Consider the following 23,750-nt stretch of genomic DNA (forward strand, 5'->3'; position numbering starts at 1 on the left):
GACGTGGTGAACGCTGCCCGCATCACCGCCGCCGAACTCTTCGAGAAGCAGCAGGACCGGCTGGAACTGCGCTGGTTGGCGGGCCAGAAAGACAGCGCGCGACGGGTGCTGGAGGCGGTGGAAACCGTCGCCCGGCGTCCGTCGCTCGCTGGTTACCTGAACACGATTTACCCGAACCGCGTGCAGATCCTGGGCACCGAGGAACTCGCCTGGCTGGATGGTCTGGACGCACGCCAACGCTGGGAGACGATCCAGAAAATCATGGACTACCGGCCGCTGGCGCTGGTCATCAGCAAGGCCCAGACCTGCCCCGAGGACCTGCGCATCGCCGCGGAGGAATCCGATACCCCGCTGTGGGTGTCGCCACGCCGCGGCCATGAATTGCTCAACCACCTGCAGTACGTGCTCGCACGAACGCTGGCACCGCGGATCACCCTGCATGGCGTGTTCATGGAGATCTACTCGATCGGCGTGCTGGTCACCGGCGAGTCCGGCTCCGGCAAGAGCGAACTTGCGCTGGAACTGGTGACCCGTGGCCATCGCCTGGTCGCCGACGACGCGCCCGAATTCACCCAGATCGCGCCGGACGTGCTCGACGGCACCTGCCCCGACCTGCTGCAGGACATGCTGGAGCTGCGCGGGCTGGGCGTGCTCAACATCCGCCAGATGTTCGGCGACACCGCGGTCAAGCGGAACAAGTACCTGCGCCTGATCGTGCACCTCAGCCGGCCCTCGCTGGAGCCAAGCCCCACCGGCATGGAACGGCTCACCGGCGACCTCGGCACCCGCCGCGTGCTCGACCTCGATGTACCCACGATCACCCTGCCGGTGATGGCGGGCCGCAACTTGGCCGTACTCACCGAGGCCGCCACCCGCATGCACATCCTGCGCAGCAAGGGCGTCGATCCTGCGGCGGCGTTCATGGCCCGGCACAGCCACTTCCTGGAACGCTCCGAGTGACCACTGCGGCCGAATCGCCACTGGTCATCGTCAGCGGCATGTCCGGCTCGGGCAAGTCGGTGGCGCTGAAGACCTTCGAGGACCTGGGCTACTACTGCGTCGACAACCTGCCAGCCGAATTGCTGCCCGAATTCGTGCGCCGCATGCTCGCCAGCCACGCGTCGCCGGAGCGGATCGCGGTGGGCATCGACGCACGCAGCCTGGGCGACCTCTCCGACCTGCCCGAGGCGCTGTCGCAGATCGGCGCGCAGGGCATGGACACCCGCCTGCTGTTCTTCGACACCCGCGATGAAGTCCTGTTGCGGCGTTACGCGGACACCCGTCGCCGGCATCCGCTCAGTCATTTGGGGCTGGTCCTGCCCGATGCGATTTCGCTGGAGCGGCAGGCGCTCAAGCCGCTGCGGCAGATCGCCGACCACGTGCTCGACACCAGCGAGCTCAATGTCCACCAGATGCGCCGACATATCCTGACCGAGTACGAGCTGAGCGGCGCAGGGTTGTCGCTGTTGTTCGAATCGTTCGCCTACCGCCGCGGCGTGCCGGCCGAAGCCGATTTCGTGTTCGATGCACGGGTGTTGCCCAACCCGCACTGGGATGCGCGACTGCGGCCGCTGTCGGGTCGCGATGCTGCGGTCGCCGACCATCTCGACGCCGATCCGGAAGTCATCGCCTACGTCGCCCAGGTGCAGGGTTTCCTGGATACCTGGCTGCCCAAGTTGCGCTCGGAGACCCGCAGCTACGTGACGGTCGCCTTCGGTTGCACCGGCGGCCGCCATCGGTCGGTCTACCTCGCCGAACGCCTGGCCCGCCATTGCCGCGAGTCCGGCTGGGTGGAAGTGGCCGTGCATCATCGCGAGCTGGATTGATCGCTGTTGGGGCAGCCCCGTGGCTGCCCGTCTTGGCAAACAGGGCGACCACAGGGGGTTGCCCTTACGGGGCGAGTGATGCGAATGAGCGACACGCTTCCGCGCTGTCATCCCCGTCTGTTAACTTGCCGTCATGTCCGTCGGCATCCTCCTCATCACCCACGAAGGCATCGGCAACGCCTTGTTGTCGGTGACCACGCGCCTGTTGCGCAACCTGCCGCTGGCCTGCGAAGCCTTCGAGGTGCCGTTCGATGGCGATCCGGACACATTGCTGCCGCAAGCCAGCGCCGCGCTGCGACGGGTCGATGGCGGGCATGGCGTGCTGGTACTGACCGATCTCTACGGCGCCACGCCCAGTAACCTCGCCGCGCGGCTGTCGCGTTTGGGCACGCCGGTGCGCCGCGTCTCCGCGTTGAGCCTGCCGATGTTGTTGCGGGTGATGAACTATGCCGATCTCGAACTCGAGGCACTGCCGGCCGTCGCCGCCGCCGGTTCCCGCAACGGAGTGATCCATGACGACGCCTGAGCCACGCCAAGGAGGCGCGCGATGATCCGCCGCGAACTCGTCATCAGCAATCGGCTGGGCCTGCATGCGCGCGCCACCGCCAAGCTGGTGCAACTGCTGTCCACCTTCCGCGCGCAGGCCACCCTGGAAGCGCGCGGCCGCGAGGTCAATGCCAAGAGCATCATGGGCGTGATGCTGCTCGCCGCCGGCCCCGGCAGCACCGTGGTGCTGCGCGTCGATGGCGAAGACGAACAGGCCGCCGCCGATGCCGCCGCCGCGCTGTTCGAGCGCCGGTTCGACGAGGACAGCTGATGCGACACCTCCTGTCCGGCAATGCCGCGGCACGCGGCAGCGCACTCGGACGGGCCCGCGTGCGCCTGCCGCATGCGCTGGATGTCGAAGAAACCAGGATCGCGCCCGGCGAAGTCGAGGCCGAACTTGCGCGCATCCACGAAGCGGTCGACATCGTCCGCGCCGAGATGCACGCCCTGCGCCAGCGGCTGCATGGCGCGCTCGCGCATGAAGTCGGCGAGTTCGTCGACCTGCACGCATTGCTGCTCGACGACCCGGAACTGCTGCAGGGCATCGATGAACTGATCAGCACCGGCCTGTATTCGGCCGACTATGCTTTGCGCCTGCAGCGCGACCGCATCGCCGCCGTGTTCGAAGGCATGGACGATGCCTACCTGCGCAGCCGCATCGACGACATCGACCAGGTCATCGGTCGCCTGCATGCCGCGCTGCATCGCCGCGAGGCCGACCTGCAGGGCGTGGCCGGCGAGATCCTGGTCACCGACAGCATCGCGCCCGCGGAGCTCGCGCAGTTGCAGTCGCAGGGCGTGGTCGGCGTGGTGACCGCCGGCGGCAGCCCGCTCTCGCACAGCGCGATCCTGGCGCGCAGCCTGCACCTGCCGCTGGTGGTCGGTGCCGCGCAGGCACTGCTCAAGGTCAATGACGGCGACGTGCTCGCGATCGACGGCGCCAGCGGACTGGTGGTGCTGGAACCGAATGCCGCCGACCTGCGCGCGCACCACAAGCGCGTGACCGAATCCAAGCGGGAGCGTCGCGAACTCAACCGCCTGCGCCGCGAACCCAGCCGCACCCTCGACGGCGTCGACATCAAGCTGTGGGCGAACGCGGAATCGCGCGACGACGTGACCGAAGCGCATGCGCTCGGCGCCGCTGGCGTGGGCCTGTACCGCACCGAATTCCTGTTCATGGGCAGCAGCGAACTGCCGGACGAGGACACCCAGTTCCGCGCCTACCGCGACGCCGTCATCGGCATGACCGGACGCACTGTCACCATCCGCACGCTCGACCTGGGCGCGGACAAGGCCGACAAGACCGGGCTGGCGTTGCGCGACGAACCCAACCCGGCGCTCGGCCTGCGCGGCGTGCGCCTGTCGCTGGCCCGCGAGGGCCTGCTGCACACCCAGTTGCGGGCGATGGCGCGCGCCTCCGGTTATGGCCCGCTGCGTGCGCTGGTGCCGATGGTCAGCGGCTTTGAGGAAATGCGCACGGTGCGCAGCGCGCTGGATGCGGTGTTGTTCGAACTGCGCAGCGAAGGCTTCGAGGTCGCCGACCACGTGCCACTGGGCGCGATGATCGAAGTGCCGTCGGCGGCGATCGCGCTGCCGGATTTCATCGGCCTGTGCGATTTCCTGTCGATCGGCACCAATGACCTTGTGCAATACCTGCTGGCCGCCGACCGCACCAACGAAGCACTGGGCGAACTGTATTCGCCGCTGCATCCGGCGGTGCTGCGGGTGCTGCGCGACGTGGTCCGCGTCGCCAACCGGCGCGGCAAGCCGGTGGCGGTCTGCGGCGAGATCGCCGGCGACCCGATGTTCACCCCGTTGCTGCTCGCGCTGGGCATCGGCGAACTCAGCCTGCATCCGGCGACGATGCTGGAAGTACGTCGCGCGGTTCGCGCATGCGATCTGTCCGCCCTGCGCGCGGCCGCACCGGCCCTGTTCCGCGCACGCGAGCGCGCCGGCATCGAGGCTTGGCTGAAGGCGCACAGCGCGCACTGATCGCTGGCCGGCTGTCATCCATGCGGGCGATAATGTGCGGACCATGAACATCTGACCCCGTCGCGCACCTGGTGCCGCGACCTCGCCACCGGAAGCCTCAATGGCCGAAGCCGTTCGCCACGACAAGACCGCGCGCCAGCTGCGTCTGCTTTCGGACGCGCTGGACAGTGGCCGCCTCGGCCCGGTGCGTCGGCTGGTCAACACGCTGTCGCCGGCGGAGATCGGCAACCTGCTGGAATCGCTGCCGCCAGGCAAGCGCACGGTGGTCTGGGGCCTGGTCGATCCGGAAGACGATGGCGAGGTGCTGGTGCACGTCGGCGACGAGGTGCGCGAAAGCCTGATCGCGGACATGGATGCCGATGAACTGGTCGCCGCGGTCGAGGACCTCGACATCGACGACCTCGCGGACCTGGTCGAGGATCTCCCGGACACGGTGATCGACGAAGTCCTGAAGGCGATGGACCGCGAGAATCGCGAGCGCCTGGAACAGGTGCTGTCCTACGACGAGGACAGCGCCGGCCGCCTGATGAACCCGGACGTGGTGACGGTGCGCGCCGACACCACCATCGACGTGGTGCTGCGCTATCTGCGCCTGCGCGGTGAACTGCCCGAGCACACCGACCATATCTACGTGGTCAGCAAGCGCCACCAGTACCTCGGCCGGATCGCCCTGCAGGCCTTGCTCACCCACGAGCCGTCCACGCCGATCAACCAGTTGCTGGACGACGAACAGCCGGCGATCGGCGTGGATGAGATCTCCGACGAAGTCGCCCGTCAGTTCTCCGACCACGACTGGATTTCCGCGCCGGTGGTCGACGACAACAACATCCTGCTTGGCCGCATCACCATCGATGACGTGGTCGACATCATCCGCGAGCAGGCCGAGCACCAGGCCTTGGGCGCGGCCGGTCTGGACGAGGATGAGGACTTGTTCAGCCCGGTCTGGCGCGCGACACGACGACGCCTGATCTGGCTGTCGATCAACTTGGGCACGGCGTTCCTGGCTGCAAGCGTGGTCGGCCAATTCGAAGCCACCATCACCGAACTGGTCGCGCTGGCGGTGCTGATGCCGATCGTCGCCGGCATGGGCGGCAACGCCGGCACCCAGGTGCTGGCGCTGATGGTGCGCGGCATCGCGCTGGGCCAGGTCGGTGCCTCCAACATCAAGCCGCTGCTGTGGAAGGAAGCACGGGTCGCACTGCTCAACGGCATCGTGCTGGGCACGATCCTCGCGCTGATCGTGCTGCTCTGGTTCCACAGCATCGGCCTGTCGGTGGTGATCTTCATTGCGCTTACCTGCAACCTGGTGCTGGCCGCGATTGCAGGCGTGCTGGTGCCCGTGACATTGAAACGTGCGGGCTATGACCCGGCACTGGCCAGCGGGATTTTCCTCACCACCGTGACCGACGTGATGGGCTTCTTTACCTTCCTCGGCTTGGCCACGCTGGTGCTGTTGCGCTGACTTGGCACCAGTGCGCTAATGACCGCCACCCGGCCCGGAGTCACGCGATGCGCCTGCCACCGTTCCCGTACGCGACCATGCTGCTCGCCATCGTCGTCCTGCTGCTGGGCGGATGCGTGAGCACGCCCCCACGTGCCAACGGCAGCTTCGTCGAACGCAGCATCGACATCGCCGGCAATACCCATCGCTACCAGGTGTTCGTGCCCGCGTCTGCTGCCGGCGGGCACAGGCCGCCAGTGATCGTCTTCCTGCACGGATCCGGTGAGCGCGGCAGCGATGGCATCAAGCAGACGCAGGTCGGCATCGGTCGCTATATCCGCGCGCACCAGGACAGCTTCCCGGCGATCGTGGTGTTTCCGCAGGCACCCGACGAGAGCGAGTGGGCAGGCAATGCGGAGATGGTGTTCGCCACCCTCGATGCCGCCACCCGCGAGTTCCACGGCGACCCGGATCGCACGACGCTCACCGGCCTGTCGATGGGCGGCTACGGCACGTGGGACATGGCGCTGCGCGCGCCGGGCCGCTTTGCCGCGCTCGTGCCGGTCTGCGGCGGCGTGGTGCACCCGCGTCGACCGTCGATGGGCGTGAGCGGGCTTGATGGCGTGGGCGATCCGTATGCAACCGTGGCCACGCGCCTCAAGGACACACCGGTCTGGCAATTCCACGGGGCGCTGGACGATGTGGTGTCGCCCGACTATTCACGGCAGATGGATGCGGCGTTGAAGACCGCCGGCGCCCGCGATGCGCGCCTGACCATCTTCCCCGATGCCGACCACAACAGCTGGGATCCTGCGTATTCGCAGACGCCGGAACTGTGGACCTGGCTGTTCGCGCAGAAGCGCTGAACGCACGCGGCTGATCAGTCGCCGAGCAAGGCTTCCAGCACCGCCATCCGTACCGCCACACCGTTGGCAACTTGCCGCAGCACACGCGACTGCAGGCCATCGGCGACCTCGTCGCTGATCTCGACGCCGCGGTTCATCGGTCCCGGATGCATGACGATGGCGTCGTCGGCCGCCAGGCGCAGGCGCGCGGCGGTCAGACCGAAGTCGCGGTGATAGCCGGCCAGCGAGGCGATCAATCCATCGACCATGCGTTCGCGCTGCAGGCGCAGGGTGATCACTGCATCGACGCCATCGAGCATGGCGTCGATGTCATCGCCGACCGTGCAACCCTGCAGGGTGTCGTCATCCGGCAGCAATGCGGCCGGGCCGCACACGCGGATCTCGCCGCAGCCCAGCGTGCGCAGCGCATGCAGGTCGCTGCGTGCCACCCGCGAATGCTTCACGTCGCCGACCACCAGCACCTTCAATCGGGAGAAATCCTCGCCCTTCGCCTGCCGCAGCGTGAGCATGTCGAGCAGGCCCTGGGTGGGATGATTGCTGCGACCGTCGCCGGCATTCAACAACACCGTACCGGGCTCTGCGGCACGCGCCAGCATCGCGACCGCGCCGTCCTGCCTGTGGCGCACCACGAACGCATGCACGCCCATCGCTTCCAGCGTCTTCAGTGTGTCGATGTCGGCCTCGCCCTTGGTCGTGGACGAGGTGGAAGCATCGAAGTTGAGCAGGTCTGCGCCGAGCCGCTGCGCGGCCAGCGAAAAGCTCGACCGCGTGCGCGTGGACGGCTCGAAGAACAGGGTGCACACGGCCTTTCCGGCAAGTGCATGGCGCGCGCCAATGCCGCCGTAGGCATGTGCGGTCAAACCCTGCGCACGTCGCAGCAAGGTCTCCAGTTGTGCGCGGGACAGGCCTTGCAGGCTCAACAGGTGGCGGAGGCGGCCGTCGCCATCGGTTTGCGGATCCATGTCGCCTCGCGAGGTCGTGCTCATCAGGACGTGCTCTTCAAAGACGTGTGCATCGAGTCATTCCAGAACCACCGCATCCTGCGGCGCGGCCAGCCATCGATCGACGATGATCGCCGCCGCCATTGCATCCAGCGCATCGGCATCGCGACGACGCTTGCGTCCATCGGCGCGTTCGTCAGCGAAGCGTTGCGCGGCTTCCTGCGAACTGTTGCGTTCGTCGATCATCACCACTGGCACTTTCATGCGGCTGCGCAGTTCACGGGCGAACGCGCGTGCGGCCTTGCGGATCGGCTGGTCGCCACCATCGAGCGTCATCGGGTCGCCGACGACAAGGCCATCCGGCCGCCACTCCTTGTACAGGCGTTCGATGCGCGGCCAGTCCGGGTTGCCATCGCGCACGTCGACCACCGCGATCGCGCGCGCGCCGCTGCCGAACGCGCTGCCGATCGCCACGCCGATTCGTCGCGCGCCCACGTCGAAGCCCAGTACCGTGCCGTCAGGCCGGATCGCGGGCCCGCCGTCTCCGGGCGCGTTCACGCGTGGCCGCTGTGGCCGGCCACGTTGACCAGGTCCACGCCGATGCTGCCGGCCGCGGCCTGCCAACGTTGCGGCAATGGCAGATAGAACAGCACATCGCGGCGGCTCGGCACCATCAGCCAGCTGTCGTCGACCAGTTCCTGTTCCAGTTGCCCGGCACCCCAGCCTGCGCACCCCAGCGCGACCACCGCCTGCCCGGGGCCTTCGCCACGCGCCAACGCTTCGAGCACGTCTCGCGAAGTGGTCAGGTACAAGCCGCCTCCGACCGCCAGGGTCGAATCCCATTCGCGGTCGCCATCGTGCAGGACGAAGCCGCGTTCCGGATGCACCGGCCCGCCGGCGAGGACGATCTGCGATTGCAGCGATTCGCTCTCGCTGCTGATGCCCATCTGCTGCAGCACGTCGCCCAGGGTGTACTCGGAGGGACGGTTGACCACCACGCCCATCGCGCCGTCGCCGTCGTGCTGGCAGATCAGGGTCACGCTGCGCTCGAACTGGGAGTCCTGCAGGGACGGCAGCGCGATCAGCAAATTGTTGCCGAAGCTGTGACCGTGTTCATGCATGCGCGCATTGTAGCGTGGCGACCCCCACGACACACCACTGCAGCGGCGTTGCGATCAACGCAGTTCGGCGATCTCCACCCCATCCAGGCCCTGTGCCAGCGTCCGGGCATCGCCGCCCTGCGCCAGCTTGATCCGCAGGCGCACTTCGTTGGAGGAGTCGGCGAAGCGCAACGCATCCTCGTAACTGATCTCACCGGCCTGGTACAGCTCGAACAGGCTCTGGTCGAAGGTCTTCATGCCCAGCTGGACAGACTCCTTCATGATGTCCTTGAGCTTGTGGATCTCGCCGTCGCGGATGTAGTCCTGGACCAGCGGCGTGCCCAGCAGGATCTCCATCGCCACCCGCCGTCCCTTGCCGTCAGGAGTCGGGATCAGCTGCTGCGCCACCACGCCCTTGAGGTTGAGCGACAGATCCATCAGCAGCTGGTTGCGGCGGTCGTCGGGGAAGAAGTTGATGATGCGATCCATCGCCTGGTTGGCGTTGTTCGCATGCAGGGTGCAGAGCACCAGGTGGCCGGTTTCGGCGAAAGCGATCGCGTGGTCCATGCCTTCGCGGGTACGCACTTCGCCGATCATGATCACGTCCGGCGCCTGGCGCAGGGTGTTCTTCAGTGCGTTCTCCCAGTTGTCGGTGTCGATGCCGACCTCGCGCTGGGTGATGATGCAACCGTCGTGCTTGTGCACGAATTCGATCGGATCCTCGATGGTGATGATATGGCCGGTCGAGTTGTGGTTGCGGTAGCCGATCATCGATGCCAGCGACGTCGACTTGCCGGTGCCGGTGGCGCCCACGAAGATGATCAGGCCGCGCTTGGTCATCGCCAGCGTCTTGATGATCGGCGGCAGGTTGAGTTCTTCCACCGTCGGAATGCGCGTCTCGATCCGGCGCAGCACCATGCCCACCTGGTTGCGCTGGTAGAAGCAGCTGACGCGGAAGCGGCCGACCCCGGACACGCCGATCGCGAAGTTGCACTCGTGCGTCTTCTCGAACTCCTCGCGCTGCTGCGGCGTCATCACGTTCAGCACCAGGTCGCGCGACTGCTGCGGGGTCAGCGGCGCCTGGGTGATCGGGCTGAGCTTGCCGTGGACCTTCATCGATGGCGGCATGCCGGCGGTGATGAACAGGTCCGACGCCTTCTGGTGCGCCATCAGCTTGAGGAACGAGGTGAAATCGATGCTGCTCATGCGGCCACTCCGAAAATCATCGCGATGTCATTCCGAGCCTGGCGAGGAATCTGCAGGTCACTCGTGTCCCGGATGAAGCAGATCCCTCGCCAGGCTCGGGATGACGAACAAAATCGATCATTCGAACAGGCGCTTGTCCTTCGCGTATTCCTTGGCCTGCTGGCGACTGATCATGCCGCGCTTGACCAGATCCTGAAGGTGCTGGTCGAGGGTCATCATGCCCAGGTTCTGGCCAGTCTGGATCGCCGAATACATCTGCGCCACCTTGTCCTCGCGGATCAGGTTGCGGATGGCCGGGCTGCCCACCATGATTTCCCAGGCTGCGGTGCGGCCGCCGCCGGTCTTCTTCAGCAGCGCCTGCGAAATCACCGCGCGCAGCGATTCCGACAGCATCGAGCGCACCATCGGCTTCTCGCCGGCGGGGAACACGTCGATGATGCGGTCGATGGTCTTGGCCGCACTGGAGGTGTGCAGGGTGCCGAACACCAGATGGCCGGTTTCCGCTGCGGTCAGCGCCAGCCGGATCGTCTCGAGGTCGCGCATTTCGCCGACGAGGATGTAGTCGGGATCTTCGCGCAACGCCGAACGCAACGCTTCGTTGAATCCGTGGGTATCGCGATGCACCTCACGCTGGTTGATCAGGCACTTCTGCGAGGTATGCACGAACTCGATCGGATCCTCGACCGAAAGAATGTGCGCGTACTCGTTCTTGTTGATGTGGTCGATCATCGCCGCGAGCGTGGTCGACTTGCCGGAGCCAGTGGGACCGGTGACCAGAATCAGACCCTGCGGCTGATCCATCAGCTCCTTGAAGATGCGCGGGCAACCGAGGTCTTCCAGGGTCAGCACTTCCGACGGAATGGTGCGGAACACCGCGCCGGCGCCACGGTTCTGGTTGAACGCGTTGACGCGGAAGCGAGCCAGCCCGGGGATCTCGAACGAGAAGTCGACCTCGAGGAATTCCTCGAAATCGCGGCGCTGCTTGTCCGACATGATGTCGTAGACCAGCGAATGCACCTGCTTGTGGTCGAGCGCCGGGATATTGATGCGGCGTACGTCGCCGTCGACGCGGATCATGGGTGGCAAGCCGGCGGACAGGTGCAGGTCCGAAGCCTTGTTCTTGACCGAAAATGCAAGAAGTTCCGCGATATCCATGGTGGCAATACTCCCCGGGCGCGCGGCATCTCCCCTGCCGCGCAAGTCGTCGTTACCGCACCGGGGCGCTCCAGCCCCGTCGCGACGCTTCGAGTCCCGGGCAAGCCCGTCCTCGCGTGCCAGCGCACCGACGCTTTCGCGGCGGAACCTGGCGGGTGCAGCCTCCCTGCAGCACCCTTGAACCCGCTGTCGCCAACAACTGTTGCGAACAAGGGGGCCGTGGGCAGTATATGCCTCCCGCAGTCGCCGACAATCACCCCATGGAACCTTGCCGCGGAGCCCTTGCCGACATCCTGCTTGTCTTGGACAACGCAAGCCATACAGCGGCCCGGCCAGGCACGACCCGCCTGCTGGCGGTGTCGAAGACCCGCACATCGTCGGAGATCGCCGCATTGGCCGCGGCCGGCCAACGCGCGTTCGGCGAGAACTACGTGCAGGAGGCGCTGCCGAAGATCGATGACCTGCACGGCCACGGCCTGGAGTGGCACCTGATCGGCCACCTGCAATCGAACAAGGCCGATGTCGCCGCCCGCGCCTTCGATTGGGTGCAGTCGGTGGACCGGATCAAACTGGTCGCGGCCCTCGCCCGCCATCGCCCGAGCGACCTGCCGCCATTGAACGTGCTGCTGCAAGTCAACATCGACGATGAAACCGGCAAGCATGGTTGCGACCCGCAGGCCATCGACGCGCTGGCCGATGCCGTGAGCGCGGAGTCGCGCCTGCTGCTGCGCGGACTGATGGCGATCCCCGCGCCATTCGATGACATGGCCCGTCGTCGCGATGCCTTCCGCGCGATGCGCAGGCTGTTCGATGCATTGCAGTCGCGGCATCCCGGCATCGACACGCTGTCGATGGGCATGAGCGAGGACTTCGCGCCCGCCATCGAGGAAGGTGCGACGATGGTGCGCATCGGCAGCGCGCTGTTCGGCCCGCGACCCGCAAAACGTTGACGCTCGTCATCCCGGCGAAAGCCCGGATCCAGATTCTTGTGGGTCGGCGACGAAATGCCGGATCCCGGCTTTCGCCGGGATGACGGCTAAACTCCCCACCATGACGACTCCGAACGAAAGCATCGCCTTCATCGGCGGCGGCAACATGGCGCGCAGCCTGATCGGTGGACTGGTCGCGCAGGGCCACGACCCCGCGAGCATCCGCGTCGCCGAGCCCGTGCCGTCGCTGCGCGAGACGCTGGTGGCCGACTTCGGCGTGCACGTATTCGAGCAGGCCGAAGAAGCCGTGGCCGCTGCCGGCACCTGGGTGCTGGCAACCAAGCCACAGGTGCTGCGCGCGGTCTGCGAATCACTAGCGGTACAGGCACAGGCGACGCATCCACTGGTGATCTCGATCGCTGCCGGCATCACCGCTGCGCAATTGGAGCGCTGGCTGGGCGGCGACGCCTCGGTGGTGCGGACGATGCCGAACACACCGGCCTTGCTCGGTGCCGGCGCCACCGGATTGTTCGCCACCGCACGCGTCGATGCGGCGGGTCGCGGCTTCGCCGAAGCGTTGCTCGCGGCTGCAGGCAAGACCGTGTGGATCGACGACGAAGCGCAGATGGACACAGTCACCGCGGTCTCCGGCAGCGGTCCAGCCTACGTCTTCCTGCTGGCTGAAGCGATGGTCGATGCCGGCATCACCGAAGGCCTGCCTCCCGACGCCGCGCGCACGCTCGCACTGCAGACCGTGCTGGGCGCGGCGCGCATGCTCACCGAATCCGACGTCGATGCCGCCGAGTTGCGCCGCCGGGTGACCTCGCCGAATGGCACCACCCAGGCCGCGATCGAGACCTTCGAAGCCGGCGGCCTGCGCACGCTGGTCGCCGATGCGATCCACGCCGCGCGCGTGCGCGGTGCCGAACTGTCCGCCGCCAACGAATGAGGTCGCCGATGCGCCAGCTCGCCCTGATCCTCCTGCTCGTCCTTGCCGCCTGCAGTGGCGACAAGGCACCCGTGCCCGCCAAGGCGCATGCCGCCGCCACTGCCAGCACCACCGTGGGCGGCGTGACCCTGCAGACATCGACGGTGGCGTTGGCCGACCTCAACGACGCCGTCGCGACACGCTACGGCATCGATCGCAGTACAGACGGCATCATGCTGCTGGTGACCGTGCGCGACGCCGCCGGCAACGGCATCGACCCCGGTGACCTGCAACTCGTCGTGACCGCGTCCGCCCTGCCCGATCCACCCACGCCGCTGGCCTTGCGCGCCATCCAGACCGACGGGATGACCGATTACCTGGGTGTGGTGAATGCGAAGGCACCGGCCACCGTGACCTTCAAACTCATCGCCACGCGCGGCGGGGCACGTAGCGACATCGCGACCACGGCGGAACTGCAGCCGCGTTAGCAGGCGCGCTTTGACCACGCGCGGATGATCCGCGCGATCTCGTTGACGCCATCGGTCAAGGCCGCCGGGCCGGGCTGCAGTATCAGCGGCGACTTGATCTCGAACAGCTGGCCATCTCGCACCGCCGGAATCGCGTCCCAGCCGGGACGTGCGGCCACTTTCTCCGGCCTGAATTTCTTTCCGCACCACGAACCCATGATGATGTCCGGCGCGCGGCGAACCACTTCGTCGGCATCTTCCAGGATCCGCGCCTTCGCCAGCGATTCCAGCGCGCGTTCCGGGAAGATGTCGTCGCCACCGGCGATGCGCACCAGTTCCGCGACCCAGCGGATGCCGGTGATCGGCGGTTCGTCCCATTCCTCGAAATAGACCTTGGGCCTGCGCGGCAGCAGGGCCGCTTCGCATTCGATCGCTTCGAGTCCGCGCTGCAGGCCATCGGCATACGCATTGGCGCGATCGGCGGCACCGACCAAAGCGCCTAGCCGGCGGATGTAATCAAGGATGCCGGGCACGCTGCGGTGATTGCTTATCCAGACTTCCACGCCATGGCGAATCAGCTCAGCGGCGATGTCAGCCTGGATGTCGGAGAAGCCGACCACGAAGTCCGGCTGGAGTTTCAGGATCTCGCCGATCTTCGCGCTGGTGAACGCGCTGACCTTCGGCTTTTCCTTGCGCGCGGCGGCCGGTCGCACGGTGAACCCGCTGATGCCGACGATGCGGTGCTGCTCGCCCAGCGCATACAGGACTTCGGTGGGTTCTTCGGTCAGGCAGACGATGCGTCCGGGGCCGACCGTCGATGCGCTCACGGATACAGCATCCGCTTCGACCAAGCACCGTCGGCACCACATTCGTGCAGCCAGCGTTCGTGCAGGCGGTATTGCGCGCCGTACCAGAACTCGATCGAACGCGGCACCACCCGGAAACCGCCCCAGCGCGGCGGGCGCGGAACGTCGCGGCCTTCGAACTCATGCTCGTAACGGACGATGCGCGCTTCGAAGGTCTCGCGCGATGCCAGCGTTTCCGATTGCTCGGACGCCCACGCGCCGATCTGGCTACCGCGCGGGCGGTTGGCGAAATAGGCGTCGGCTTCGTCGTCGGACACGACTTCGACATCGCCCTCGATCCGCACCTGCACGCCATCGCGCACGCGCGGCCAATGGAACAGCAGCGCGGCGTGCGGATTGGCCTGCAGCTCGCGTCCCTTGCGCCCGTCGAGATGCGTGTACAGCACGAAGCCGCGCGCGCCATGCGCCTTCAGCAACACCGTGCGCGCGGCCGGTCGGCCTGCGGCATCGGCAGTAGCCAGGGTCATGGCGGTGCGATCCGGCTCGCCGGCGGCCAGCGCGTCGGCGAACAGGGCATCGAAGGTGGACAGGGCGTCGGCCAGGCATGCGTCGGTCATGCGCGCATTGTCGCGCGCATGCCGCGCCGGCGCATCCCCGGCGGGGATCGCTCAGTGCACGATGAAACTGACCCGCAGGTTGACCCGCCATTCCTGCACGTTGCCGTCGTCGTCGGTGACGACCTTGATTTCGTTGACCCAAGCGCCCTTGATGTTCTTGACCGACTCGGCGCACTTCTTCAGGCCGTGCTTGACCGCATCTTCCATGCTGGTCTTCGACGCGGCGTTGAGTTCGATGATCTTGGCAACGGACATGGCAATTCCTCCTGGTGATCCGGCAAGGCGATGCCGGAATGGGAAGCGTCCTCCCGCCCCGGTTAAGCGCGCGCAACGGCTGCTAGCATGTTGCGATGCGCAACGCTGGACACATCGTCCTGGTCGGCCCGATGGGGTCGGGCAAGAGCACGCTCGGTCGCGGGCTGGCCACCCGACTTGGCTTGGCGTTCGTGGACGTGGATGCGCGAATCGCGGCGGAAGCCGGTTGCGACATCCCCGCGATTTTTACCAACGAAGGCGAGCCCGGGTTTCGCGCGCGCGAGTCGCAGGCACTCGCGGCAGTGCTGGCCGGCGACCCCGCGGTGATCGCCACCGGCGGCGGCGCGGTGCTGGCGGACGCCAACTGCAACGCGATGCGCGATGCGGGTGTCGTGATCTACCTGCAGGTCGATCCGGCCACGCAACTGGCACGACTGGCGGGCGACACCGGCCGCCCCTGCTCGCCACGCCGGATCGCGCACGACGACTGGCCGACCTGCAGGCGATCCGAGGACCGCTGTATCGCGCCGTCGCCCATCGTCTTTTCGATTCCAGTGCACTGTCGCCGGATGCCGCAGTCGCGGCGCTGGCCAATCTGCTCGCCACACCCGAGGCATCCTGCAAATGAATGTTCCACCACGCATCGTCGACGTGGGCGCCACCGCGCCCTATCGCATCAGCATCGGTCCCGGCCTGCTCGACGACGGCGACCTGCTGGCGACGACGTTGCGCGGCCGCCATGCATTGATCGTCAGCGATGCGAACGTGGCACCGCTCTACGCAGACCGGCTCGAAGCCGCATTGCGCCGGGCGAAACCGAACCTGCATATCGCCCGCCACGTGGTCGCCGCCGGCGAGGCGGAAAAAACCCTGGCCAATTTCGGCACGGTGATCGAGGCCCTCGCCGCGCTCGGTGCCACCCGCGACGCGAGCGTGATCGCGCTCGGCGGCGGCGTGGTCGGCGACATGGCCGGCTTTGCCGCCGCGTGCTGGATGCGCGGCATCGACTGCGTGCAGGTCCCCAGCACCTTGCTGGCGATGGTGGATTCGTCAGTGGGCGGCAAGACCGCGGTGGATATTCCGCAAGGCAAGAACCTGGTCGGTGCCTTCCATCCGCCGCGCGCCGTGATCGCCGATACCGGGATGTTACATACCCTGCCGCCGCGCGAGTTGCGCGCGGGGTTGGCGGAAGTCATCAAATACGGCGCAATCATTGATGCGTCGTTCCTGGCTTGGCTGGAGGCACACTGCGACGGCCTGCTGGCCGGCGACGATGCCCTGCTGGCCGACGCGATCGCGCGCAGTTGCCAGCACAAGGCGGCGATCACCGAGCGCGACCCGTTCGAGCACGGCGAACGCGCCCTGCTCAACTTCGGCCACACCTTTGGCCACGCGATCGAGGCCGAACAGGGCTATGCCGAAGGCCTGAACCACGGTGAGGCGGTCGCGGTCGGCATGGTGCTGGCGGCGCGGCTGTCGCAGGCGCTCGACATGGCCACGCGCGCGGATGCTGACCACCTGCAAATGCTGCTGCAGCGTTTCGGCCTGCCTACCGCCATTCCGGCCAGCCTAGATGCCGATGCGCTGCTCGCGCGGATGCGGCTGGACAAGAAGACTCAGGCCAGCGGGCTGCGCTTCATCCTGTGGGATCGCGCCGGCGCTGCGAGCGTCGTGGCCGACGTGGACGAGGCGGCAGTGCTCGGAGTCTTGCGCAGGGCGCAGTGACTTGTAGCCCGGATAAGCGAAGCGCGGCCTTATCCGGGCTACGGGGAGCCAGAACGCGCCGCACGGCTACAATTGCGGCATGCGCCTGCTGCTGCAACAACGCCCCGATGGTCGCGAAGCCCCGCGCTTCGTCCAGCTCCAACTGCAAGCCGACCTGCTCGGCGGCTGGACGCTGCTGCGCGAAACCGGCCAGATCGGCGGCCGCAGCACGCTCAAGCGCGAGCAATACGCCGACCAGGGCAGCGCACTGGCCGCCCTGGAATCGGCCCGCGACGCGCAGCTCAAGCGCGGCTTCCAACTGATGTTCGCGCAGGGCGCGGACGCTCCTCGCTAACCGGAATTCACTCGTGACTCTGAAGAACGACCGCTTCCTGCGCGCACTGCGGCGCGAACCCGTCGACCACACCCCCGTGTGGCTGATGCGTCAGGCCGGCCGCTACCTGCCGGAGTACCGCGCCACCCGCAAGGCCGCCGGCAGTTTCCTGGCGATGGCCAAGAATCCGGAACTGGCCTGCGAAGTCACCCTGCAGCCGCTGCGCCGCTTCCCGCTGGATGCGGCGATTCTCTTTTCCGACATCCTCACCGTGCCGGATGCGATGGGCTTGGGCTTGTACTTCGTCGAAGGCGAAGGTCCGAAGTTCGAGCGCCCGCTGCGCCAGCCTGCCGACATCGCCAGGCTGGCGGTGCCGGACATGGAAACCGAGCTGCGATACGTGATGGATGCGGTGCGCATCATCCGCCGCGAACTGGAGGGCAGCGTGCCGCTGATCGGCTTTTCCGGCAGCCCGTGGACGCTGGCCTGCTACATGGTCGAAGGCAGCGGCAGCAAGGACTGGGGGCGGGTCAAGGCGCTGGCATTGAACGAACCGGCGGCGATGCACCAGCTGCTGTCGGTGGTGACCGATGCGGTCATCGCGTATCTGTCCGCGCAAAACGCGGCAGGCGCGCAGGCGCTGCAGGTCTTCGATACCTGGGGCGGCACGTTGGGGCCGGCGATGTATCGCGAATTCTCGCTGCCCTACCTCGTCCGCATCGCCCGCGCGCTGAAGGATCTCGGTGCGCCGGTGATCCTGTTCGGCAAGGGCAATGCGCCGCACCTCGATGATCTGTTCGCCAGCGGCGCCGAGGCCATCGGCGTGGACTGGACGGTCACTTTGGAAGATGCAGCCCGCCGCGCCAATGGTCGGGTCGCCCTGCAGGGCAACCTGGACCCGGCGATCCTGTACGGCAATGCGGAGGCAATCCGTGCGCAGGTGCGTGGCGCGCTGGACAGTTACGCGGCCGGCAATGGCGGCTCGCGCGACGGCCACGTCTTCAACCTGGGGCACGGCATGTCGCCGGACATGAATCCGGATCACGTCGCCGTGCTGGTCGATGAGGTGCATGCGTACAGCCGTCGCTGAGGCTGGAAACGCTAACCGGGCTTCGACATCAACGTGTCCAGTGCCTGCGCCAGCATTGCGCCGGTGACCGGCTTGCGCAGGAAACCGTCGAAGCCCGCCGCCTTCGTCAACGCCTCGGCATCGGCGTCGGAACGCGCGGTGACCGCGAGCAGCGGAAACGCGTGGCCTTGCGCACGCAGCATCCGCGCCAGCGCCAGGCCATCCATGCCGGGCAGGTCGAGGTCGAGCAGCGCGGCGTCGAACCGATGCGTCGCGACCTCGGTCAACGCCGCCAGGCCATGGCCGGCGTGCGTCACCCTGTGGCCCTGCGCCTGCAACAGGCCGCTGATGGCCTCGGCCACGATGCTGTCGTCCTCCACCAGCAACAGGCGCAACGCACTTGCCGTTTCATCGCCCGGCACAACTGGCGCGACATCGGATGCCAGCACATCGGCATGCGGCAATGGCAGCTCGACGATGAAGCGGGCACCGGCACCGGGCTGGCTTTCGATGCGGATCCGCCCACCCATCGCAGCCGCCAGTTCCTGCGAGATCGACAAGCCCAACCCGCTGCCGCCATAGCGCATCGCGGTGCGAGCACCATCAGCTTGTTCGAAGCGGCGGAACAACCGCGCCTGCTGCGCGGCGTCGAGGCCAGGGCCGGTGTCGGCAACAACAAAACGCACGCCATGCGGTGCAAGCGCGAAGGTTTCCAGCGCCACGTGGCCGCTGTCGGTGAACTTCACCCCGTTGCCGACCAGGTTGAGGAGGATCTGCTGCACACGCGTGCGGTCGCCGTGCAGCGCGGCCGGGGCATCCGCCGGCATCCCGTCGATGAAGACCAGCCCCTTGCGTTCGGCGACCGGCGCCATCAGCGCAGCGACCTCATCGAGCAATGGACGCAAGGCGAAGTCCGAAGGCGACAGTTGCAGTTTGCCGGCCTCGATCCGGGCCAGGTCCAGCGCATCATTGACCAGCCGCAGCAGGTGTTCGCCGGCCCGGCGGATCGCATCCACGTGGCTGCGCTGGCGTGGATCCAGCGGCGTGCCCTGGAGCAACTCGCTCATGCCGAGCACGCCGGTCATCGGCGTGCGAACTTCGTGGCCGAGAGTCGCGAGGAAGTGCGACTTCGCTTCCGAGGCCTGCTCGGCCAGGGCCTGTTTCTGCGCCGCCAGCTGCCATGCGTGTCTGCGTTTCAGGCGTAGCCGGTAGGCCCAGGCCAGCGCGAATACCGCCAGCAGCAGCGCCGCTGCAAAGCCGGCCTGCGCCCACGCGGTGCGCCACCACGGCGGTGGCACCACGAAGACCAGTTGCTGCTCCGTCGCCGCGTTGCCCGCGGCATCCTGCGCGCGCATGCGCAACGTGTAGCGGCCGGGTGCCAGACCTGTGAACACACGCTCGCCGCTCGCGCCGAGTGCAACCCAATCGCGTTCGAAGCCCTCCAGCCGCGACCAGTAGTGGTTCGCCTGCGGATCCTCGAACACCAGCAGGCGGGCACGGATACGTAGCTCGCGATCCTCGCGCCCGAGGAGGAAGCTCGTGTCCATCGGCATCTCGCGCCACTCGCCATCGCGACGGATCGCAATGCCGTCGAAACGCAGCGACGGGCGTGTGGGGGGGGATCGGCAGCGGTTGTATCCACCATCACCAGGCTGCCATCGGCGGTGGCGGCCAAGAGCACGCCGTCTTCGCGCAACACGGCGCTGCGATCCAGGTATTCCTCGCTGCTGGCCCCATCCTGCATGCCGACGTGGCGCAGGTTGCGGCGTACCGGTTCCCAGCGATACAGCCCGCGGCTGGTGGTGATCCAGACCCGGTGGCGCGCATCGACGAGCAACGCCGCGGCCGCTACTGCGGGCATGCCGTGGCGGGCATCCACGCGATCGATCCGCTGCCAGCCGGCGTCTTCGCGTCGGTACTGTTCCAGCCCCGACAGCCGCTGCAGCCACAGCAGGTCGGGGCCGTCGAAGGCAAGCGCATGCACGCGTTCGGAACCCAGCGCCTGGATGGAACGGAATCGGCCGCGTGTGCGATCCAGCGATGCCACACCGTCGCTGCCGGCGACCCATGGCGCACCATCGGGCGCGATCACCATCGCGTCGATGTCGGCACTGCCCAGTCCACCGGCATCACCGGCAGCGACCTCGAACAGGATGCGGCCCGTGACGGGATCTCGCTGCTGGATACCGCCGCCCGGCGCCATCAGCCACAGCTTGCCATCCGCTGCCAGTGATAACTGCGCGATATGCGTGGGTGGCGCTGGCGCAACCGGATCGTCACTCCGCCATTCGTCAATGGCACCATCGGCGCCGATCCGCACTAGCCCCTTTCGATGACCCAGCCAGAGCCGTCCACCCCGATCTTCCACGATCGAGGTGGCACGGGTGTCCCGCAACCGCGCCAGGGCGTCGGCCTCAAGCGGCCGGGCGATGCCATCGCTGGCCAGGTACTCGACCACGCCATTCACACCACCCAACCAGGCACCGCCTTCGCGCGCGGCACCGATGGCGCGGTAAGTTGCGCCAGCCAAGCCATCGGCATCGCCTTGAAGGCGGGCCGCATGCCGCCAATCGGCGCGCAGGTACCCCAAGCCACGCCCCGCGATCGGTATCCACAAGGCACCATCTGCCTCTGCCAACAGCGCATAAAGCATTCTTGGGATCTCGAGGCCCCCAGTTAAAACAGGCTCCGGTGCAGCATTTCCGTGCTGTCGCCATAGCCCACGGCTGGTACCTATCCAGTGATCGCCATGACGATCAGTAGCAATGGCAGTCATCGCAATAGGGTTATGAAACATCGATGACCAGTACGGCTGCAACCAACGGCCTCGCGCATGCCGCCACACTCCCAGCGAGGTCCCGACCCACAACCCGTCCAACTGGAGGGAGACCGAAAATACCATCGGTACGCCATCTCCACCCGGTAACAAGACGGTCTCGAAACGTTTGCCACGCTGGCGGGCCAGTCCCTTGTCGGTTCCGACCCACAACACACCGTCCGCATCGACCGCGAGGGACAGCACGGTATCGGACGGTAGGCCGTCATCGGCCTGCGTGTAGCGTTGCATCGCGCCATCGGCATCGATGCGGGTCAGCCCGCCGTCGTAGGTGCCGGCCCAGACCACATCACCCTGGCGGGCCAACGCCCAGACGTCCTCGCTCGCGAGTTGCGGATGGGTGGCCATGCGGTAATGGGTAAAGCGTGCGCGCCGCGCATCCAGCACGCTCAAGCCGCCGCCCTCAGGCGCGATCCAGATGCGATTGCGCGCATCGACCACCAGTGCCTGCACGTTGTTGCCAGGCAACCCGGCCGGATCCTGCGGATCGTGCCGCCACGTGCGCATGTCGATGCCGTCATGGCGGGCCAGCCCGTCCGCGGTAGCGATCCACAGGTAGCCGTCGGCGTCGCGGGCCAATGCCTTGATATCGGTCGAGGGCAGGCCCTGCGCCGCGCCGGCCACGCGGAAACGCGGGCGTTCGGGCACCCCGGCCGGCGTGCATGCGCACGCCAGCAGCGCCAGCAAGACCAGCCATCGGATTCCATGCATGTCGGTTCTCCCCGTGCCGATGCTGGCAACGCTTCGTTGCGGACGCAGACGTCTTCGGTTCTAGATATGCCTCAAAGATCAATAACTGAAACGTATAAGGCCGCCTAGCTGGACGGCCTTTTTCTTTGGATTCTGCATCCGTTCTGCACAATTCCTCGCCCACGCCTTTAGCGGGTGGTTCCCGACTCGGATACTTTCTGTTCTGACACTAGGTGCCGCCGATGCCTTAGTGCCACCATTGCGGCGCAACCAATCTCGAACGCCAGTTCAATATGATGGCCGCTCATCAAGTGCTCGTCGGCGTAGTGAAGTATTTTCGAAACAGCCTCTTGGCGCTCGGTCGCACTGCTCACAGGAAACGTCATGTCTGAAGCTCACTTGGTGTTAGTCGGGGAAGCGGACGGAACGCGGTACAAGGTGACCGTCCGCAGTGGCACCGCGCTGAAAGGAGTTTTCATGGATGGAACAAAATGGGAGACGCCATCGCTTCCCACCATTCGGACGCTGGATGGTCAATCGGTGGCGTACCTTGGCGAACGCAGGTTTCAGCTCGTTGAGACAGGCGAAATCCTTGTGCCGGAAGCGGACTACAAGCGCGAATGACGCCACAAGCCCTCCTAAACGCCCTCAGAGCCGCAGCAGCAGCAGCCGGCGACGCTAAGGCCGCGTGGATGCTTCGTCTACTCCGGCAGTCGACGCACTGAGCGTCCCAGCCCGTGCGACGCGCGCCCTGCACTCTCGCGCCATGGACAAAAACCCCAAGCCCGACGAGTTCACCCTATACGGCCCGCAGTCGGCGATGCGCGGTAGAGACTCCCGCACGCCTGAAGAACGCTCTGCGGCGGAGTCGAAGGAATGGGCGCGCAGACGTGGCAAGGGTCGGCGCGATTGGTGGAAGGAAAAAGACCCTGAGAGTTAGGCCGCGATCTCTACAGGCGCAGAGCGTGCCCGCAGGATCCCCAATGCTTCGGTCATCGTCGCGCCGACGCGGCTAGGCAATCGGCAACGCATGGCCTCTAGCGTCTCGGCTGTCAGCGGCACCCAGCGACCATCGATGTAGAGGTCTGCGCCGGTACACCAGCGCAACGAGAATGGACGTTCGCTCACGTACCAATCGTTTACGTCGTGACCTGCCGACAGGTCGGACAAGAGGGAATCCATGCACTGCCCTCTCAGCACGAGGTCATTGAAGCTGGTTAGCAGTGCGGTATCCGTCCTGAAGCGGGCAAGCCCCCATAACTCGGCTTGCAACTCCAAAGGGAACTGCAATCGTTCGCCTGTTTCGGGGATGTTGATAAGCGTCCCCATGCCAAGCTCGAAACCGTCAACGGTCGAAAACCAAACCGCGCTTGGCTCGCTGGCAAAGGGGCCATTTGGGTCTGGCACGCTTAAATTGATCTTTCCCGACTGGATGATTTGAATCGCGGAATGGAACCTTGTGTAGTGATACGCAACTGCCATCATTGCCTCGCCTGATAGTCCTCGCGCGCACGCGCGCGTCACCGGCTAGTCACCGGCATGTTTTGGGTCTCGGGGGTTGTTTGCCACGCGCTGCCGCATGACCTGGACACCGTCACCGCCTCTTAGAGCGGACAGCGCCAATTGGCCGGACGGGGTGCCTTTCGTGGATTTGTTACGGTTAGTCCTAAGCCAATTCCGACGACGGTGTCCGAGACCGCCTCAGCGGCCCAGCAACGGCCCCGCCGCCTAAATCGGCCAGCCATCCACGCCGATACGTGCCTTGGGCCTCACGGTGCGTCCCTGAGCCTCTGCCGCCTCACGCGCAGACTTGTCCGCATGGCAAGGCGACGGACAAATCCAGCCCAAGTTGCCCAGCTCCGTCTTGCCGCCTTGGGAGACCGGAACAACATGGTCACACTCGCCCTGCTCCACGATGCGACCGCAGACATAGCACTTGTATCCGTCACGGATCGCTACTGCATCCCTTAGCCTTCGCCATGGTCTGCCGCCGCGTCCGTTCCCGTATCGAGTCGCGGTCATCGTGGGGTCGTCTGCTCAAT

The 23,750-nt window shown here is 66.5% G+C and carries 25 protein-coding genes and 2 pseudogenes; 15 read left to right on the forward strand and 12 right to left on the reverse strand.

Annotation, left to right across the window (positions count from 1 at the left end; translation table 11 throughout):
• Positions 1-6: 6 nt before the first annotated feature.
• The 7 genes from hprK to H9L16_RS01495 all read left to right on the forward strand — a co-directional run bounded on the left by hprK (position 7) and on the right by H9L16_RS01495 (position 6,671).
• The gene (gene hprK / locus H9L16_RS01465) at positions 7-960 is read left to right on the forward strand and encodes an HPr(Ser) kinase/phosphatase (protein WP_187552855.1); all 954 of its coding nucleotides are present in this window, start codon (positions 7-9) and stop codon (positions 958-960) included.
• A gap of 38 nt (positions 961-998) precedes the next feature.
• On the forward strand, positions 999-1,826 hold the full coding sequence (gene rapZ / locus H9L16_RS01470) for an RNase adapter RapZ (RefSeq protein ID WP_187553992.1): 828 nt from the start codon (positions 999-1,001) through the stop codon (positions 1,824-1,826).
• 133 nt (positions 1,827-1,959) lie between these two features.
• Positions 1,960-2,352 carry a PTS sugar transporter subunit IIA gene (locus H9L16_RS01475; RefSeq protein ID WP_187552856.1) on the forward strand — a complete coding sequence of 131 codons (393 nt, stop codon included), beginning with the start codon at positions 1,960-1,962 and terminating at the stop codon, positions 2,350-2,352.
• 21 nt (positions 2,353-2,373) lie between these two features.
• On the forward strand, positions 2,374-2,643 hold the full coding sequence (locus tag H9L16_RS01480) for an HPr family phosphocarrier protein (RefSeq protein WP_187552857.1): 270 nt from the start codon (positions 2,374-2,376) through the stop codon (positions 2,641-2,643).
• Complete coding sequence (gene ptsP / locus H9L16_RS01485) at positions 2,643-4,364, forward strand: phosphoenolpyruvate--protein phosphotransferase (RefSeq protein ID WP_187552858.1); 1,722 nt, start codon at positions 2,643-2,645, stop codon at positions 4,362-4,364. The genes H9L16_RS01480 and ptsP overlap by 1 nt, the downstream gene beginning before the upstream one ends.
• Positions 4,365-4,464: 100 nt before the next feature.
• Positions 4,465-5,826, forward strand: a complete 1,362-nt coding sequence (mgtE, locus tag H9L16_RS01490) for a magnesium transporter (protein ID WP_187552859.1) — start codon at positions 4,465-4,467, stop codon at positions 5,824-5,826.
• Positions 5,827-5,873: 47 nt separating this feature from the next.
• Complete coding sequence (locus tag H9L16_RS01495) at positions 5,874-6,671, forward strand: carboxylesterase family protein (RefSeq protein WP_229796501.1); 798 nt, start codon at positions 5,874-5,876, stop codon at positions 6,669-6,671.
• Positions 6,672-6,685: 14 nt separating this feature from the next.
• On the opposite strand, the gene H9L16_RS01500 is transcribed toward H9L16_RS01495, so the two are convergent.
• From H9L16_RS01500 to H9L16_RS01520, 5 genes are all read right to left on the reverse strand, one after another.
• Positions 6,686-7,633 (reverse strand): aspartate carbamoyltransferase catalytic subunit, encoded by a 948-nt coding sequence (locus H9L16_RS01500; protein ID WP_187553993.1) that lies wholly within the window; start codon positions 7,631-7,633, stop codon positions 6,686-6,688.
• A gap of 57 nt (positions 7,634-7,690) precedes the next feature.
• Positions 7,691-8,170 carry a Holliday junction resolvase RuvX gene (gene ruvX / locus H9L16_RS01505; RefSeq protein ID WP_229796502.1) on the reverse strand — a complete coding sequence of 160 codons (480 nt, stop codon included), beginning with the start codon at positions 8,168-8,170 and terminating at the stop codon, positions 7,691-7,693.
• Positions 8,167-8,733 carry a YqgE/AlgH family protein gene (locus tag H9L16_RS01510; protein ID WP_187552860.1) on the reverse strand — a complete coding sequence of 189 codons (567 nt, stop codon included), beginning with the start codon at positions 8,731-8,733 and terminating at the stop codon, positions 8,167-8,169. Before H9L16_RS01510 ends, ruvX begins: the two co-directional genes overlap by 4 nt.
• Before the next feature lie 54 nt (positions 8,734-8,787).
• Entirely contained in the window at positions 8,788-9,918 is a 1,131-nt protein-coding gene (locus tag H9L16_RS01515) for a PilT/PilU family type 4a pilus ATPase (RefSeq protein ID WP_187552861.1), read from the reverse strand.
• A 117-nt stretch (positions 9,919-10,035) separates the two neighbouring features.
• Complete coding sequence (locus H9L16_RS01520; protein WP_187552862.1) at positions 10,036-11,073, reverse strand: type IV pilus twitching motility protein PilT; 1,038 nt, start codon at positions 11,071-11,073, stop codon at positions 10,036-10,038.
• 260 nt (positions 11,074-11,333) lie between these two features.
• Here H9L16_RS01520 and H9L16_RS01525 point away from each other — a divergent pair, with 260 nt between their 5' ends.
• From H9L16_RS01525 to H9L16_RS01535, 3 genes are all read left to right on the forward strand, one after another.
• On the forward strand, positions 11,334-12,023 hold the full coding sequence (locus H9L16_RS01525) for a YggS family pyridoxal phosphate-dependent enzyme (RefSeq protein ID WP_187552863.1): 690 nt from the start codon (positions 11,334-11,336) through the stop codon (positions 12,021-12,023).
• Positions 12,024-12,123: 100 nt separating this feature from the next.
• The gene (gene proC, locus H9L16_RS01530; RefSeq protein ID WP_187552864.1) at positions 12,124-12,951 is read left to right on the forward strand and encodes a pyrroline-5-carboxylate reductase; all 828 of its coding nucleotides are present in this window, start codon (positions 12,124-12,126) and stop codon (positions 12,949-12,951) included.
• A gap of 8 nt (positions 12,952-12,959) precedes the next feature.
• Positions 12,960-13,418 carry a DUF4426 domain-containing protein gene (locus tag H9L16_RS01535; protein WP_187552865.1) on the forward strand — a complete coding sequence of 153 codons (459 nt, stop codon included), beginning with the start codon at positions 12,960-12,962 and terminating at the stop codon, positions 13,416-13,418.
• Here the strand turns inward: H9L16_RS01535 and H9L16_RS01540 are convergent.
• The 3 genes from H9L16_RS01540 to H9L16_RS01550 are packed head-to-tail and all read right to left on the reverse strand — an operon-like array spanning position 13,415 to position 15,075.
• Complete coding sequence (locus H9L16_RS01540; protein ID WP_229796504.1) at positions 13,415-14,224, reverse strand: cobalamin-binding protein; 810 nt, start codon at positions 14,222-14,224, stop codon at positions 13,415-13,417. The genes H9L16_RS01535 and H9L16_RS01540 overlap by 4 nt on opposite strands.
• Positions 14,221-14,820 carry a pyridoxamine 5'-phosphate oxidase gene (gene pdxH / locus H9L16_RS01545; protein WP_187552867.1) on the reverse strand — a complete coding sequence of 200 codons (600 nt, stop codon included), beginning with the start codon at positions 14,818-14,820 and terminating at the stop codon, positions 14,221-14,223. Before pdxH ends, H9L16_RS01540 begins: the two co-directional genes overlap by 4 nt.
• Positions 14,821-14,871: 51 nt before the next feature.
• Positions 14,872-15,075: a dodecin family protein gene (locus H9L16_RS01550; protein ID WP_187552868.1), complete on the reverse strand. Its 204-nt coding sequence runs from the start codon at positions 15,073-15,075 to the stop codon at positions 14,872-14,874.
• A gap of 131 nt (positions 15,076-15,206) precedes the next feature.
• On the opposite strand from H9L16_RS01550, the pseudogene H9L16_RS16430 reads away from it, so the two are divergent.
• The 4 genes and pseudogenes from H9L16_RS16430 to hemE all read left to right on the forward strand — a co-directional run.
• Positions 15,207-15,479 (forward strand): annotated as a pseudogene (locus H9L16_RS16430) (shikimate kinase); the annotation flags it as partial.
• A 220-nt stretch (positions 15,480-15,699) separates the two neighbouring features.
• Positions 15,700-16,800 (forward strand): 3-dehydroquinate synthase, encoded by a 1,101-nt coding sequence (gene aroB, locus H9L16_RS01560; RefSeq protein WP_187552869.1) that lies wholly within the window; start codon positions 15,700-15,702, stop codon positions 16,798-16,800.
• Between the two features lie 79 nt (positions 16,801-16,879).
• Entirely contained in the window at positions 16,880-17,134 is a 255-nt protein-coding gene (locus tag H9L16_RS01565) for a WGR domain-containing protein (protein WP_187552870.1), read from the forward strand.
• Between the two features lie 19 nt (positions 17,135-17,153).
• Complete coding sequence (gene hemE / locus H9L16_RS01570; RefSeq protein ID WP_187553996.1) at positions 17,154-18,203, forward strand: uroporphyrinogen decarboxylase; 1,050 nt, start codon at positions 17,154-17,156, stop codon at positions 18,201-18,203.
• Positions 18,204-18,214: 11 nt separating this feature from the next.
• Here hemE and H9L16_RS01575 read toward each other — a convergent pair whose 3' ends face one another.
• Both H9L16_RS01575 and H9L16_RS16435 read right to left on the reverse strand, forming a co-directional pair.
• Positions 18,215-19,783 carry an ATP-binding protein gene (locus H9L16_RS01575; protein WP_425507278.1) on the reverse strand — a complete coding sequence of 523 codons (1,569 nt, stop codon included), beginning with the start codon at positions 19,781-19,783 and terminating at the stop codon, positions 18,215-18,217.
• A 1,400-nt stretch (positions 19,784-21,183) separates the two neighbouring features.
• Positions 21,184-21,729 (reverse strand): annotated as a pseudogene (locus H9L16_RS16435) (ligand-binding sensor domain-containing protein); the annotation flags it as partial.
• A gap of 363 nt (positions 21,730-22,092) precedes the next feature.
• Here H9L16_RS16435 and H9L16_RS01580 point away from each other — a divergent pair.
• A complete protein-coding gene (locus tag H9L16_RS01580) occupies positions 22,093-22,332 on the forward strand; it encodes a hypothetical protein (protein ID WP_187552872.1) in 240 nt (79 codons plus the stop codon).
• 312 nt (positions 22,333-22,644) lie between these two features.
• Here H9L16_RS01580 and H9L16_RS01585 read toward each other — a convergent pair whose 3' ends face one another.
• Both H9L16_RS01585 and H9L16_RS16440 read right to left on the reverse strand, forming a co-directional pair.
• On the reverse strand, positions 22,645-23,193 hold the full coding sequence (locus H9L16_RS01585; RefSeq protein WP_187552873.1) for a hypothetical protein: 549 nt from the start codon (positions 23,191-23,193) through the stop codon (positions 22,645-22,647).
• A gap of 243 nt (positions 23,194-23,436) precedes the next feature.
• Complete coding sequence (locus H9L16_RS16440) at positions 23,437-23,730, reverse strand: HNH endonuclease (RefSeq protein ID WP_189375842.1); 294 nt, start codon at positions 23,728-23,730, stop codon at positions 23,437-23,439.
• Positions 23,731-23,750: the final 20 nt, after the last annotated feature.

The sequence above is a fragment of the Thermomonas carbonis genome, from assembly GCF_014396975.1.
Taxonomy (GTDB): Bacteria; Pseudomonadota; Gammaproteobacteria; order Xanthomonadales; family Xanthomonadaceae; genus Thermomonas; species Thermomonas carbonis.